The sequence below is a fragment of the Mycobacterium sp. IDUB_9 genome (assembly GCF_055419505.1).
Window position 1 is genome coordinate 522,353 of the sequence record NZ_JBVAXU010000001.1, and the last position, 13,446, is coordinate 535,798.

Annotated in this window: 16 protein-coding genes and 3 tRNA genes; 10 read left to right on the plus strand and 9 right to left on the minus strand. The window is 65.6% G+C overall.

The annotated features are described in order from the left end of the window. Positions 1–63: 63 nt before the first annotated feature. Complete coding sequence (locus ACZY08_RS02660; protein WP_463743058.1) at positions 64–948, plus strand: L,D-transpeptidase; 885 nt, start codon at positions 64–66, stop codon at positions 946–948. Here ACZY08_RS02660 and ACZY08_RS02665 read toward each other — a convergent pair. Further along, complete coding sequence (locus ACZY08_RS02665) at positions 940–2,544, minus strand: FAD-binding protein (RefSeq protein WP_463743059.1); 1,605 nt, start codon at positions 2,542–2,544, stop codon at positions 940–942. The genes ACZY08_RS02660 and ACZY08_RS02665 overlap by 9 nt on opposite strands. Positions 2,545–2,637: 93 nt before the next feature. On the opposite strand from ACZY08_RS02665, the gene ACZY08_RS02670 reads away from it, so the two are divergent. From ACZY08_RS02670 to ACZY08_RS02700, 7 genes are all read left to right on the plus strand, one after another. Further along, a complete protein-coding gene (locus tag ACZY08_RS02670; protein ID WP_463743060.1) occupies positions 2,638–3,237 on the plus strand; it encodes a TetR/AcrR family transcriptional regulator in 600 nt (199 codons plus the stop codon). Positions 3,238–3,278: 41 nt separating this feature from the next. Continuing rightward, positions 3,279–3,788 (plus strand): RNA polymerase sigma factor, encoded by a 510-nt coding sequence (locus tag ACZY08_RS02675; RefSeq protein ID WP_463743061.1) that lies wholly within the window; start codon positions 3,279–3,281, stop codon positions 3,786–3,788. Positions 3,789–3,844: 56 nt separating this feature from the next. Continuing rightward, on the plus strand, positions 3,845–4,396 hold the full coding sequence (locus ACZY08_RS02680; protein WP_463744118.1) for a methylated-DNA--[protein]-cysteine S-methyltransferase: 552 nt from the start codon (positions 3,845–3,847) through the stop codon (positions 4,394–4,396). After that, positions 4,393–5,121: a 2OG-Fe(II) oxygenase gene (locus ACZY08_RS02685; protein ID WP_463743062.1), complete on the plus strand. Its 729-nt coding sequence runs from the start codon at positions 4,393–4,395 to the stop codon at positions 5,119–5,121. Before ACZY08_RS02680 ends, ACZY08_RS02685 begins: the two co-directional genes overlap by 4 nt. Further along, positions 5,118–5,399, plus strand: coding sequence for an Ada metal-binding domain-containing protein (locus ACZY08_RS02690; RefSeq protein ID WP_463743063.1), 282 nt, complete (start codon positions 5,118–5,120; stop codon positions 5,397–5,399). Before ACZY08_RS02685 ends, ACZY08_RS02690 begins: the two co-directional genes overlap by 4 nt. A gap of 153 nt (positions 5,400–5,552) precedes the next feature. Beyond that, positions 5,553–6,986 (plus strand): glyceraldehyde-3-phosphate dehydrogenase, encoded by a 1,434-nt coding sequence (locus ACZY08_RS02695; RefSeq protein ID WP_463743064.1) that lies wholly within the window; start codon positions 5,553–5,555, stop codon positions 6,984–6,986. 96 nt (positions 6,987–7,082) lie between these two features. Beyond that, a complete protein-coding gene (locus ACZY08_RS02700) occupies positions 7,083–7,892 on the plus strand; it encodes a DUF1906 domain-containing protein (protein ID WP_463743065.1) in 810 nt (269 codons plus the stop codon). 70 nt (positions 7,893–7,962) lie between these two features. Here ACZY08_RS02700 and ACZY08_RS02705 read toward each other — a convergent pair whose 3' ends face one another. From ACZY08_RS02705 to ACZY08_RS02715, 3 genes are all read right to left on the minus strand, one after another. Further along, positions 7,963–8,157, minus strand: a complete 195-nt coding sequence (locus tag ACZY08_RS02705) for a sigma factor-like helix-turn-helix DNA-binding protein (protein WP_463743066.1) — start codon at positions 8,155–8,157, stop codon at positions 7,963–7,965. Between the two features lie 80 nt (positions 8,158–8,237). Continuing rightward, positions 8,238–9,008: a GntR family transcriptional regulator gene (locus tag ACZY08_RS02710; RefSeq protein WP_463743067.1), complete on the minus strand. Its 771-nt coding sequence runs from the start codon at positions 9,006–9,008 to the stop codon at positions 8,238–8,240. A gap of 135 nt (positions 9,009–9,143) precedes the next feature. Continuing rightward, the gene (locus ACZY08_RS02715; protein ID WP_463743068.1) at positions 9,144–9,671 is read right to left on the minus strand and encodes a hypothetical protein; all 528 of its coding nucleotides are present in this window, start codon (positions 9,669–9,671) and stop codon (positions 9,144–9,146) included. A gap of 87 nt (positions 9,672–9,758) precedes the next feature. Here ACZY08_RS02715 and ACZY08_RS02720 point away from each other — a divergent pair, with 87 nt between their 5' ends. Continuing rightward, positions 9,759–10,454: a response regulator transcription factor gene (locus tag ACZY08_RS02720; RefSeq protein WP_463743069.1), complete on the plus strand. Its 696-nt coding sequence runs from the start codon at positions 9,759–9,761 to the stop codon at positions 10,452–10,454. 277 nt (positions 10,455–10,731) lie between these two features. Further along, positions 10,732–11,619, plus strand: coding sequence for a sensor histidine kinase (locus ACZY08_RS02725; RefSeq protein WP_463744119.1), 888 nt, complete (start codon positions 10,732–10,734; stop codon positions 11,617–11,619). Here ACZY08_RS02725 and ACZY08_RS02730 read toward each other — a convergent pair. From ACZY08_RS02730 to ACZY08_RS02750, 5 genes are all read right to left on the minus strand, one after another. Further along, positions 11,578–11,651, minus strand: a tRNA-Arg gene (locus ACZY08_RS02730). The genes ACZY08_RS02725 and ACZY08_RS02730 overlap by 42 nt on opposite strands. An 11-nt stretch (positions 11,652–11,662) precedes the next feature. Then, positions 11,663–11,736: transfer RNA gene (locus ACZY08_RS02735), tRNA-Arg, on the minus strand. A 41-nt stretch (positions 11,737–11,777) separates the two neighbouring features. After that, complete coding sequence (locus ACZY08_RS02740) at positions 11,778–12,272, minus strand: HNH endonuclease (RefSeq protein ID WP_463743070.1); 495 nt, start codon at positions 12,270–12,272, stop codon at positions 11,778–11,780. A 38-nt stretch (positions 12,273–12,310) separates the two neighbouring features. Further along, positions 12,311–12,398: transfer RNA gene (locus tag ACZY08_RS02745), tRNA-Leu, on the minus strand. Between the two features lie 540 nt (positions 12,399–12,938). Beyond that, entirely contained in the window at positions 12,939–13,364 is a 426-nt protein-coding gene (locus tag ACZY08_RS02750; RefSeq protein ID WP_463743071.1) for a PaaI family thioesterase, read from the minus strand. Positions 13,365–13,446: the final 82 nt, after the last annotated feature.

A 13,446-nucleotide genomic window follows, 5' to 3' on the forward strand; every position in this document is an offset into this window, starting at 1 on the left:
CGGGAAGCGGCCGACGAGATTGGAGGCGCCGGGATGTCGGTAGGTTCACCGCGGAGGCGGCCGATGCCAATCCTGTCGATGGTCTTCTTCCTCGCCATCAGCGCGGCCGTCTGGCTGGCCCAGCCGACGTCGATGTTCACCAAACTCACCGCCGGCGAGCAGACGCAGGTCAGCTTCACCGCGACGTCGGGCGCAGGACTGGTCGACGGGGGGACCTACGGCGTCGGCACGGTCGTCGTGGCCAACTTCGCCGGACCGGTCGCCGACCGTGCGGCCGCGGAACGGCGCCTGGCGGTCAAAACCACTCCGTCCGTTGACGGTTCCTGGTACTGGATGGACGACCGGCACGCGCACTGGCGGCCACAGAGCTACTACCGCCCCGGCACCGAGGTCGTCGTGGCTGCGGACGACCAGGGAGCCGGCCGGGTTTCCTTCGTCATCGGAGAGTCGCACGTATCCGTCGCCGACGACACCACCAAGCAGATCCGCGTTTACCGCAATGACGAGCTGGTCCGCACGATCCCGACGTCCATGGGTATGGGTGGATCGGAAACCGTTGCCGGAAAGAATATTTCGTTCTGGACCCAGCCCGGCGTCTATACGGTGATGGACAAGGCCAACACCGTGGTCATGGATTCCTCCACCTACGGGCTTCCCGTCGATTCACGGCTGGGCTACAAGGTGACCGTCAACAATGCGGTACGGCTCACCAACAGCGGGATCTACGTCCATCAACTCGACAGCACGATCTGGGCGCAAGGCAAGACCAACACGTCGCACGGATGCCTGAATGTCAACGCCGACAACGGGCGGTGGTTCTACGAATTCTCCCAGCCCGGCGATGTGTTCGAGGTCCGCAACACCGGCGGTGAGCCACTACCCATCTGGCAGAACGGTGATTGGGGTGTGCCGTGGGACAAGTGGCTCGGCGGCAGCGCGCTACGGTGACGGCGTGGGTTCCAGCGCGACGGCGTGCTCCGCGGCACGACGACCCGAGAACACACAGTCGGCGATCGACAAGCCACTGACGTAGGAATTGACACACAGCCCGATGGCGGTGCGTCCCGCCGCATAGAGACCTGGAATCGATTGACCGGCAGGCGTTGTCACCGCACCGGTGAGTTCATCGACGATCAGGCCACCGAGCGTGAACATCGGGCACGGGTTGAGCAGGCTGCGTCTGATCGAAATCGAGATCAGTGAGAACGGTCCCTGCTCAACAGGTTTGACGAACTCGTCGGGCTTCCCCATCGGATCCGGCAGTCCGGCCGAGGCTGCGGCGTTGTGGGACGCGACGGTGGCCAGCAACCCCGCCGGATCGACACCGGCCTTGGCGGCCACCTCTTCCAGCGTGTCCGCCACCACCCGGTCCGTGCGCAACATGGATTCCATCTGCAGGCGTTGGAACCAGATGGCCTGCTCGGGAAGCTGAGCCCGGGCCTGCTTGAGCAGCCGGTGGTCGGCAAGGATCCAGCCGCGGCCGCCGTGGTCCTGGACCATGGCGTGGCCGACCGCGGCGCCGTAGCGGGTCTCGTCGATGAATCGTTGTCCGTGTTCATCGACGACCAATGCGCCCAGGAATGCGCTGGGCGGGGTGATGAAGCGCCACGCCGATACGTTGTCGAGGCGTTCGACCGCAGCACCGACGTCGGCCGCGAGGGCGATTCCGCTGCCGTCATCTCCGGTGGTGCCCAACTGAAGCCCGTCGCGGTATGCCGGTGCATGCTCGGCGATCAGCTCCCGGTTGGCGATGTATCCGCCCGCACTGAGAATGACCGCCTTGCGCGCATGGATATCGACGGTGCGGGCATACCGACTCTCCAAGCGGTTCAACCGCTTTTCCATCGCGGCGCGCAGCGGCGGGTAGTAGATGCCCGGCTTGACCGCCAGCTCGGCGTACGCGCGATAGCGGCGCCGAACCCACGCCGGCGCATCAGCGAGCGTGCTCGTCCGCACGCCGACCACTCGGCCACCGGGGTCGGTCAACAGCGCGACGGCACGAGTGTGGAACTGTGTGCGCACGCCGAGGCGCGCCGCGGATTCGGCGAGGGGCTCATAGATCTTCTTGCCCGACGCGCCGGGCCCTTTCGCCCGGTGACCGCGCTGCGCCGGCGGAGTGATCGCGCGGAAGCGCCCGGAGTTCTCGCTGCCCGAGTAGTAGAGGTAGTACTTGTTGTTCGGGTAGGACGTCTTGTACGGGCACACCGAGGCCTCGAACGGCACGCCGTGTTCGGTGAGCCAGTCGATCATCGCGGGGCTGGTGTCGACGAAGCGTCGCAGCGTCTCGGCACGCACCGCTTCGCCGATCTCGGCCTGCAGGTAGGCGTACATCGCGTCGGCGTCGTCGGCGACTCCGGCCTCGCGTTGCACCCAGGTGCCACCACCCGCGTAGATGATTCCGCCCGACACCTGCGTCGCGCCGCCGCCGTTGAATCGGTCGATGGCCAGGACATCGGCGCCCCTGGCGCGCGCCTCCAGAGCTGCGCAGACGCCCGCGGCTCCGTATCCGACCACGACGACATCGGCTGTGTGCGCCTCTGGCATAGCTCTCCCCGAAAATCGTCGACCGCCGAACTAGACTTCTAGTTTGTACTCAAAGTACAAACTCGGCGCAACCGGTCCTCGTAGACTGCGCTCGTGGCTGCACAGAACGGACGGACCGTGCCCCCCGCGGTTGCCGAAAAGCTGTACACCGCGACCGACCTCATCGCCGCCCGCGGGCTGCAGAACACCAAGATCGAGGACATCGCGACGGCTTCGGGCGTCCCGAAAGCAACGCTGTACTACTACTTCAAGGGCAAAGACGACATCCTGGCCTTCCTCTTGCGGGACTCTTTGGATGCGCTCGCCCGCGATGTCGCCGCGGCTGCAGACGCCCCCGGATCGGGTCGGGACCGGCTCGCCGCCGTGGTCGGGGTCCAGGTCGGCCACACCATGAAGAGCCCCGGCACCAGCCGGGCCCTGGTCGGCGACCTCGGGCGCGCCATCCGACTACCCGAACTGACGTCGTCCGTCCAAGACGCGTTCTATCAGCCCATCACCCGAGTCCTGCGCGCCGGCGCCGCCGATGGCTCACTGAGAGACCTCGCCGACCCCGAAGGCACCGCGATCAGCATCTTCGGGGCCATCATGATGACGGCCATGCTGCACAACGTCATCTACTCGGCGAAGACCCAACATGACGTCGCCGACGAGGTCATGGACTTCATCCTCAACGGACTCGCGCCGCCGGTTTGAACGGGACCTCACGAAAACGGCCGTCGGAGCGTCTACCTGTCGTGAAAGCCAAACAGCCCTTCGAGGCAGTGGTCGAGGGCCACGGCCCCACGGTACTGCGGGTGTGTAGGGCCATCGTCGGACCAGCCGACGCCGACGACGCGTGGTCGGAAACCTTTCTGGCCGCGATGAAGGCCTATCCGGACCTTCCGGCTGACGCGAACATCGAAGCCTGGCTGGTGACGGTCGCTCACCGCAAGGCGATCGACATCACCCGGGCCCGGTCGCGGCACGCGATCCCCACCGATTCCGTGCCGGAGACACCCACCGCACCGCCGCACGACCGTGACGACGACCTGGCCGACGCGCTCGAACGCCTGCCCGCCAAGCAGAAGCAAGCAGTGGCCTACCACTACCTGGCCGGCCTGCCCTATGCCGATGTCGCCGCCATCCTCGGCGGTAGCACCGATGCCGCCAGGCGCGCTGCCGCCGACGGCATCGCGACCCTGCGACGTACCTATCGCGGCGAGCCCGCCGCCATCAGTACCTCCCGGAGAGGAGAAACCCGATGAACACCGACCACGATCTCATCCACGAGCTGGCGCAGATGGCCGACGGCACCGACCGGATGGCGACCCTGCGGAACCGACTGGCGGTCGCCGCCGATCACGACGGCGTTCTCGACGTCGCCTACCGAACCGTCGACAGCCCGGTGGGCCCGCTGCTGGTGGCCGCCACCGAGCAGGGCCTGGTGCGCGTGGCCTATGCCCGCGAAGACCACGATGTGGTCCTGCAACAGCTCGCCGACAAGATCAGCCCACGCATCCTGCGCACGCCAACACGCCTGGACACCGTGGTCCGGGAACTCGACGAGTACTTCGCCGGCAATCGCCGCACCTTCGACATCACGCTGGACTGGCGGCTGTCCGCGGGATTCCGCAGCACCGTGCTGCACCACCTCCCCGACATCGGCTACGGCCACACCGCCAGCTACGCCGCCGTCGCCCAACTCGCCGGCAACCCCAAGGCCGTACGCGCCGTGGGCACTGCCTGCGCCACCAACCCGATGCCGGTCGTGGTCCCCTGCCACCGCGTGGTGCGCAGTGACGGCGCCATGGGCGGCTACCTCGGCGGCGTCGAGGCCAAACGGTTCCTGCTGGACCTGGAGGCCGCGGCATGAGCACCGCCGGATCGGATGGTCCGTGGCCGGGCCGGGTCGCCGCAGCCGACTGGGCCGCGGTCCGTTCGGACCTCGACGCGGTCGGCTGCGCCCTCACCGGCCCGCTGCTCACCGCGGCCGAGGCCGGCCGGGTCGCCGCGCTCTACCCCGACGAGCACCGGTTCCGCTCCACGATCGACATGAGCAGATACCGTTTCGGGGAAGGTGAGTACCGCTACTTCGCGCATCCCAATCCCGACCCCATCGTGGCGCTCAAGCACGCGCTCTACCCGCGGCTGCTGCCGATCGCGCGGGACTGGTGGGCCAAACTTCGCCGGGACGCGCCCTGGCCTGACAGCCTCGACGACTGGCTGGGCATGTGCCATGCGGCCGGGCAGACCAAGTCGACCGCGATCCTGCTCAGGTACGAGGCCGGTGACTGGAACGCCCTACATCGCGACCTCTACGGGGAACTCGTCTTTCCGCTGCAGGTGGTCATCAATCTGACCAGCCCCGGTGTCGACCACACCGGCGGTGAGTTCCTGCTCTACGAACAGCGTCCGCGCGCCCAATCACGTGGCACCGCCACCGTCATTCCTCAGGGTCACGGACTGGTGTTCACCACCAGGGACCGACCCGTGCCGTCGGCCCGCGGATGGTCGGCCGCACCGGTACGGCACGGGGTTTCGGTGGTCCGCAGTGGCACCAGATACACCCTGGGACTCGTTTTCCACGACGCCGCATGATGTCAAAAGCCAAGTGGTACACATTGATCGACGCGGATGGCCGTCCCTACCGCAGCGCGGCACCCGGAGCCCTGGGCGGGCACCGCGGCGGCAAGCTCTACGGCCGCCTCGACTGCCCGTCCGCTCTGCGGACCCTCGCCGTCGGCGGCTACGTCCGCAACAGGGTCTTCTTCGCCGACGAGGCGACCGCCGTCGCGGCCGGGTACCGCCCGTGCGGGGTCTGCCTGCCCCACGACTACCGGGTGTGGAAACGGGCGGAGCGTGCGGAAGCACCGTGAAGCTGACCTCTGCTCACAGCCATTTACCCCTGTGACCTGGGCCACTGCAAGTCTCACCGCCGAACCGTGCCGCATTGTGAGATCTGCCAATCGCTACGATCGAAGCGCTACTCATCCGAGGGGCCAGCCCATACGACCCACAGGACGCTTGATTTGAACTCGCCAGAACTCGCCCATTGGAATGCTCAGGAAGCACTCGCGGAGGCGATGATCCCGATCATCGGCACCCTGTACCGGGCGAAGGGCGTGACGGTCCTGCTGCACAGCCGGTCGCTGGTGAACAAGTCCGTCATCAAGATCCTGCGGACCCACCGATTCGCTCGACAGGTGGGCGGTGACGAGCTGTCGGTCGAAGAGACCTTCCCCTTCCTGCAGGCGTTGGCCGACCTGGACCTGGGCCCGTCGAAGATCGATCTCGGCCTGCTGATCATGGCGTACCGCGCCAGCGATGCCGGGCTGTCCGTACCCGAGTTCACCGCAGAGGTGCTCAGCGACGTGACCGGGGAAAACAAGAGCGCGCCACAAGGCCCGCGGGACGTGGTGCTCTACGGGTTCGGCCGGATCGGCCGGCTCGTCGCGCGGCTGCTCATCGAGAAGGCCGGCTCCGGAAACGGCCTGAACCTGCGCGCTGTGGTGATCCGCAGTAACGGGGAGGGCGACCTGGCCAAGCGGGCGTCGCTACTGCGCCGCGACTCGGTGCACGGCCAGTTCAACGGCACGATCAAGATCGACACCGAGAACAACAGCCTCATCGCCAACGGCAACGTCATCAAGTTCATCCACAGCGATGACCCGTCGGCCGTCGATTACACCGAGTACGGCATCGACAACGCGATCCTGATCGACAACACCGGCAAATGGCGCGACCGCGACGGCCTCTCCAAGCACCTGCGCCCCGGTATCGCGAAGGTTCTGCTGACCGCGCCAGGCAAGGGCGATGTGCCGAACATCGTGCACGGCGTCAACCACCGCACCCTCGATCTCGAACAGCAGATCTTCTCGTGCGCCTCGTGCACCACCAACGCGATCGTTCCGCCGCTCAAGGCGATGGACGACGAGTACGGCATCGCCCGCTGTCACGTGGAGACCGTGCACTCGTTCACCAACGACCAGAACCTGCTGGACAACTATCACAACGCCGACCGTCGTGGCCGCTCCGCGCCGTTCAACCTGGTGCTCACCGAAACCGGTGCCGCCTCCGCGGTGGCGAAGGCAATGCCGGACCTGAAGGCCAAGATCAGCGGCAGCTCCATTCGCGTTCCCACGCCGGATGTTTCGGTGGCGATCCTCAACATGCAGCTGCACCGGCCGACCACCAAGGAAGAAACCCTGGAGTACCTGCGCCAGGCGTCACTGTCGGGACCGTTGAGCCGTAACCTCGACTACACCGCGGCGACCGACGCCGTGTCGAGCGATTTCATCGGCTCCCGGGCGGCGAGCATCATCGATGCGAACGCGACGATCGTCGACGAAGACAACGTGATCCTCTATGTCTGGTACGACAACGAATTCGGCTACTCGTCCCAGGTCGTGCGTACCGTGCAGTACCTGTCGGGCATCGAGTACCCCACGTATCCGCAGATGTGAGCTGACACCCGGAGCGCGGGTGCGTCCCTACCAGCAAGATCGGACGCACCGGCGAGGCTGCACCGTTAACAACAGTCACATTGGTAACATCGCGCAATGCACGACTTGCCGGGGAACGACCGCCTTCGGCGATCAGGCCCGGTTACCCGGCGTGACGTGCTGCGCTACGCCGGCGCCGCATCCGCACTGGCCGGCCTGGGCGCGGTAGCCGCCGGTGTCGGCGCACCCACGGCGGCAGCCGCCGCTCCCACGCTGATCGACTTCGCGATGCGTCAGATTCCAGCGCAGCACATCCGAGCGGCCGGCCACTCCGGGGTGATCAATTACGTCTCGACGTCACGTCCTGGCTCGTCCATGGGCGCCAAACCGATCACCCTTCCCTATGCCAAGTCGCTGACCGCGGCCGGGCTGGTCATCGTCAGCAACTACCAATACGGCAAGCCGGGCGGGACAGCACCGTCGGACTTCACGCGCGGGCTCGCCGGCGGCGTCGCCGATGCCCGCACCGCCTGGCAGCTCCATACCGCGGCAGGTGGCGGCCAGAGTGCACCGATCTTCTTCAGCGTCGACGACGACATCGACCACAACACCTGGAACAACGTCGCGCTGCCGTGGTTTCGCGGAATCAACTCGGTGATCGGGGTGCAGCGCACCGGCATCTACGGGGGCATCAGACCGTGCCAGTGGGCCATTGCTGACGGCGTTGTCGGAAGGTCGAGCACGCCCGGCCGCGCGTGGGCGTGGCAAACCCGGTCCTGGTCTGGCGGTCAGGTCCACCCCGCCGCAGTGCTCTACCAGCGCATCGTCAGTACCGCGTCGAATCCCGGCCCCGTGGTCGGCGGGCTCGAAGTCGACGTCAACGATGCTCTGGCCCAAGATGTCGGCCAGTGGAACCTGCATCCGTGAGAGGTGACCCACCCCAATGGGTTGCGTTGCCGGCCAACGAATCACGGTGGGATGAGTAGGCAGATCACCGTTACTCGGGCTGCGGGTCGCTGCGCCGCTGAGCCATCGTCAACAGCGTCAGATGCAGTGCAGACAAAGCTGTGTGCAGCTCGTCCTTCACGACGGCGTCGCTGACATTCCACTCGGCAGCGATGTGCCCGGTCGTCCGACCCCTGAAGTACGCCTCTCGAATCACCGCACGATGCGACGGGGACATCTGCTTCATCGCCGCCAACCACTGCGTCGTCAAACGCCGTTCCCATCCGGTCGGCTCGAGACGCGTCGTTGCGCCTCGGTCGTCCAGCCTCACCACCGGTAGTCATGACGGCCCACGGCCTTCATCACTTGTGTTTCGCCGAGCGGCGTCGCGAGCTCGGGTCCGGTATCCGAATGACGGAGGGCGTGCAGACCGGTCAAGATGTCCACGTCACCGGCCGTGGCCTGCGTCTCCAGCAGATAGTTGAGGATGTAGTCGTGCGATGTCGCCAGGTGCTCCCGGGTGAGCCGGGCAGCCAAGGCGGCATCACCCTCCTCGACTGCGGCAAGGATTGCGAGGTGTTCGGATGCCAGGTGTTGAGTCTGGCCCACGACCTCAAGGTGGACATACATATAGCGATCACCGAGACGTCTCAACTGCTCGACAAGCTCGATCATGCGCGGACGGCCCGCACGTCGATAGACCACGGCGTGAAACTCGGTATTGGCAGCCAGCCACGTCGGCGTATCCGAGTGCTCTTCCATGATTTCGAGCTGCCTGCGCATCGTAAGCAGTTCGGCGCGACCGACATTCGAGACGGCGAGATGCGTGGCGACCGGCTCGATCGCCTCCCGCAACTCGTAGATTTCCTGCAATTCAGCCACCGACATTCCGGTCACCACCGCACTCGCGTTTGACGACGGCTGTACGAGCCCCTCGCCGGCGAGGATTTGGAGCGCATCGCGCACCGGAATACGACTCACCCCGAACTGCTCGGCGATGCCCTGCTGAGACAGTCTCGTGCCCGGGCTGATGTCACCCTGCAGGATCTCCGTCCGCAGCCGTGAAGCCACCCGTCCGGCGGCATTTTGGTATGCCATCTGCTCTCCTTGTATACAGAACAGATTTCACATATACACCGCTGCCCTGGGTACGAGCTGTACGCGTGCGACCGCTGGCGACCATACCGGCGACTATCGCCACCGGCATGGTCGCTGACCTCAGCGTTTAGCTGGTCAGCCCGGCCAGCCGGTCCCCAGTGGCGGTAGCGCGGCCGCGAAGAAGTCGTGGCATGCCTCCGTCGCGGGCTTCAGCTCGGGAATACCGCCGGCGCTGACGTCGCCGCGCATCTTCGAGGTGTCGATGAGCGGATCACGGGCGGTAGCCGGGTCGGGGAAGTCCGGCACCCCGTTCTCGCGCACGCATTGCGCGAATTTGAGCGCGGCGTCCTGCTGCGCGGGAGTGCGCTGCGGGTGGGCGGGCCAACCCGGCGGCTGCAGATTCGCACATGCGCCGACTGCGGTCTGCCACGTAGCCTTCGAAACGGAGATGCCTCCGTAGGGAAAATGGCCTTCTGCGTTCGGATTTGGGAAATCCGCGACGCCGTTGGCCCGCATGCACTCGGAGTACTTTGTCGCCCGGTCCTGACCGTCAGGATCGGCGACAGCCTGGGCGGCGATGGCCAGACCAGCCGAGCCGATCAACGCGGCGATGGCAACGGTGATGAACGGGCGTCGGGTGTGTGCTGAGTTGTTGTTTGTCATGGCGCCAGTCAAGGCTCCGCGGTGTTGTCAGCACGTATGCGATTTTCGATATGCCGACGATATGGGATGGCTCGTAGTTTGGAGAGCATGCGTGTGCTGGTCGTCGAAGATGAGCCCTATCTGGCAACGGCGATCCGCGATGGCCTGCGCCTGGAGGCGATCGCCGCCGACATCGCCGGCGACGGGGACACCGCGCTGGAGTTGTTGAGCATCAACACCTATGACATCGCCGTCCTCGACCGCGACATCCCCGGACCCTCGGGCGACGAGATCGCCGAACGCATCGTTGCCTCGGGCAGCGGCACGCCGATCCTGATGTTGACCGCTGCGGACCGGCTCGACGACAAGGCGTCGGGGTTCGGACTCGGTGCTGACGACTATCTGACCAAGCCGTTCGAACTTCGAGAGCTCGTACTGCGTCTGCGAGCACTCGACCGCAGGCGCGCCCAGAACCGGCCACCCGTGCGGGAGATCGGCGGCCTGCGGGTGGATCCGTTCCGCCGTGAGGTCTACCGGGACGACCGATACGTCGCGCTCACCCGAAAACAGTTTGCGGTGCTCGAAGTTCTCGTCGCTGCAGAGGGCGGAGTCGTCAGTGCCGAAGCACTGCTGGAGCGGGCGTGGGATGAGAACGCCGACCCGTTCACCAATGCCGTGCGCATCACCGTTTCAGCATTGCGCAAACGTCTCGGCGAACCCTGGATCATCTCGACAGTGCCCGGTGTCGGCTACCGCATAGACACCGCAGACCGCTCCGAGCCTGAGGAACGAAACCATGGATAGAGCACCGGGATTGAGCCTTCGACTCAAACTCGCCCTCAGTTACTCGGGGTTCCTGATGCTCGCCGGCGCCTTGCTGCTCGCCGCCGTGTGGTTGTTCCTCCTGCGTTACGTCCCAGACCGGATGATGATCATCCCGGGCAGTACTGACATCGCCTTCCCCAACGACGTCTTTCCCATCCGGTCAAGGCTCCTGCACGTGTTCGCTCCGAGGGCGGCCGCCGTGATGGCGTTCCTGCTGGTGTTCGGCCTCGCAGGCGGGTGGCTGCTGGCCGGCTGGATGCTCGCACCTCTGACCCGTATCACCGCTGCGACCCGTTTGGCCTCGAAAGGGTCACTGTCGCACCGAATTAGGCTGCCTGGCCGCCGAGATGAGCTCCGTGAACTGGCCGACGCCTTCGACGCCATGCTCGAGCGGCTCGAATCGCACGTCGCCGAACAGCAGCGATTCGCCGCCAATGCCTCCCACGAACTGCGCACCCCACTGGCGATCACGAAAACCCTCCTCGACGTGGCCCGCCAGGATCGCACCGCTGTCACCGGCGAGCTGGTCGAACGCCTGCACGCCGTCAACACCCGAGCGATCGACCTCACCGAAGCACTGCTGCTACTCAGCCGAGCCGATCAACGATCCTTCTCCCGAGAACCTGTCGACCTGTCCCTCCTCGCCGAAGATGCCACCGAAACGCTTCTGCCCCTGGCAGAAAGGCACGGCGTCACCATCGAGACGTCCGGCGACACGGCCCTCACCATCGGCTCCTCCGCGCTCCTGCAGCAGATGACGACGAACCTGCTGCACAACGCGATCGTCCATAACCTGCCGGAGCACGGCAGCGCATGGGTCACAGCCGGCGTCCGCGCCGACGATGTGGTCCTCTCTGTCGAGAACACCGGTGAAAAACTCACCCCACAACTGGTTTCGACCCTTGTCGAGCCGTTTCAGCGCGGCTCCGAACGCATCCGCACCCACCACGACGGTGTCGGCCTCGGCTTGGCAATCGTCAACAGCATCATCCAAGCCCACGGCGGAACCCTCACCCTCACCCCCCGCCCCGCCGGCGGGCTGTGCATCACGGTGCAACTACCCGCGAGGCACCGACAGGCGGTGGTGGTGACCGACGGTGCGCACCCGCGGCTGGACTCGAACCAGCAACCTCCTGCTTCGTAAACAGGCGCTCTCTCCAGTTGAGCTACGCGGGCATCGTGTGCCGCGCCCCTGGACGGATTCGAACCGTCAACCTTCGCCGTCGGAGGACGACACTCTGTCCGCTTGAGCTACAGGGGCATGGACCGGGGTGGGGTGGCGGACGGGATTCGAACCGCCGGTCAGGCCATCGCCGGCACGCGGTAGCGGTCCCGCTCGCGCGGTTCGTAGGGCTCCCAGAACAGCCGCATTCCCGCCTCTTCGGGGGTGCGATTCCCCTTGCGTCCGTTGCACGGTGCGCATGCGGCGACCAGATTCAGCCACGTGTTCGGGCCGCCGCGCGACTCGGGAACGACGTGGTCGAGCGTGTCGCCGTATCCACCGCAGTAGGCGCAGGTGTAGCCGTCACGGTCCAGTATCCCCAGACGCGCGACCCGGCGGCCGGGCCGGTACGGCACGTGGACGTACTCACGCAGCGCCACCGATACCGGGAGCTCGATGACTGTCGACGGGCTGTGTATGTGTACGGCTGGGCTGTGGCGCTCGATCACGTAGACCGAACCCCGCAGCAGCAGCCGTACCGCCTCCCGCCAGGTCACCTGGGTCAGCACGCGGTAGTCGGCGTTGTACACCGTCACGGCCTGCCGACGGTTTGACTGTTGACGAAAGTGCTTCATGACCGCGTGCCTCCTCTCTGATTTTCGTCGCGGGCCGATGGTGCGCTCGGCAGGAGTTGAACCTGCATGCCCGTGTAGGGCACCCGGGTCTGAGCCAGGCGCGTCTTCCAGTTCCGCCACGAGCGCGGATGCCAAACTGTGCAGTTTTCAAAGGCTCGACACGACAGGGTATTTCGTCCCGACATTTCGTTCTACGCACGTTCGTTCGTGTGTGTTGCCGCCAACAGCATGCGGTGTCGAACTTGCGAATGTCTAGGGTATTTTTCTTTGCAACCCGTTGCACGCCAACACTTTTGGGTGCGTCGAACTACAGGGACGTCAGGCGACGTTCCTGTCAGCGACAACGGCGAAGTTGAGAGATTTGTGAGATTGCTCTTCGGACCCATGCTTCCGGCCGGGGCGCACACCCACTGATCGGGTGAAAGTTTGTAGACGTGTTAACCGGAAGCACCCGAGATGCCACAAGGTGCCGCGCTCAACCGACTGCCGCGCAATGGCTTTAGCGTCAATGGTGCCTACGTACGACAAACTCGCCGTGGATGCCTCGTGCATCCCGGCGAGCAGCGCACAGCTGCCGCAGAACGTGGTCACGCCGTCACGGTAACACCGCATCGCGACAGGTCCCAGCGATTTTCAGGGCGGATCGGGCGTGAGCATTTCGAATACTCACGTGCGCTCAATGATCCGCGCGGTCGCGGTGGCGGTGGCGACGACCTCGCCCGTGGAATCCTCGAGTGTTGCGTCCAACTCGGCCCGCGCTCCACTCCGCACCAGCACCCGACCTCGGCCGATCAGTCGACCCATTTTCGCCGGGCGGAGGAACCTCGTATGGAGATCGAGCGTTTCGATGAACTGTCCGGCCGGCAGCGTCGCCAGAAGCGCGGGACCGACCGTGTCGTAGAGCATCGCAGAAACAAAGCCGCCCAATATCTCTCCGAATGGATTCGTGAAGGCCTCGATTCCGGAGAAGGCGACGATGATCGAGCCTTCCTCGGGGTGGGCCTCGACAAGTTCGAAGCCGAGTGTGCGGGCCGCGGGTGGCATCGGCGCCCGCCCGGTCACACCGTCCCAGAACGCTCCCGTTCGTTCCATGTCGCCCCCGTTCAGCGCCCCTGTTGGCGATGGTAGCCGCGGCGCCGTGATCGGCAGCCAATTTGTTAGGCAGTCTATATAT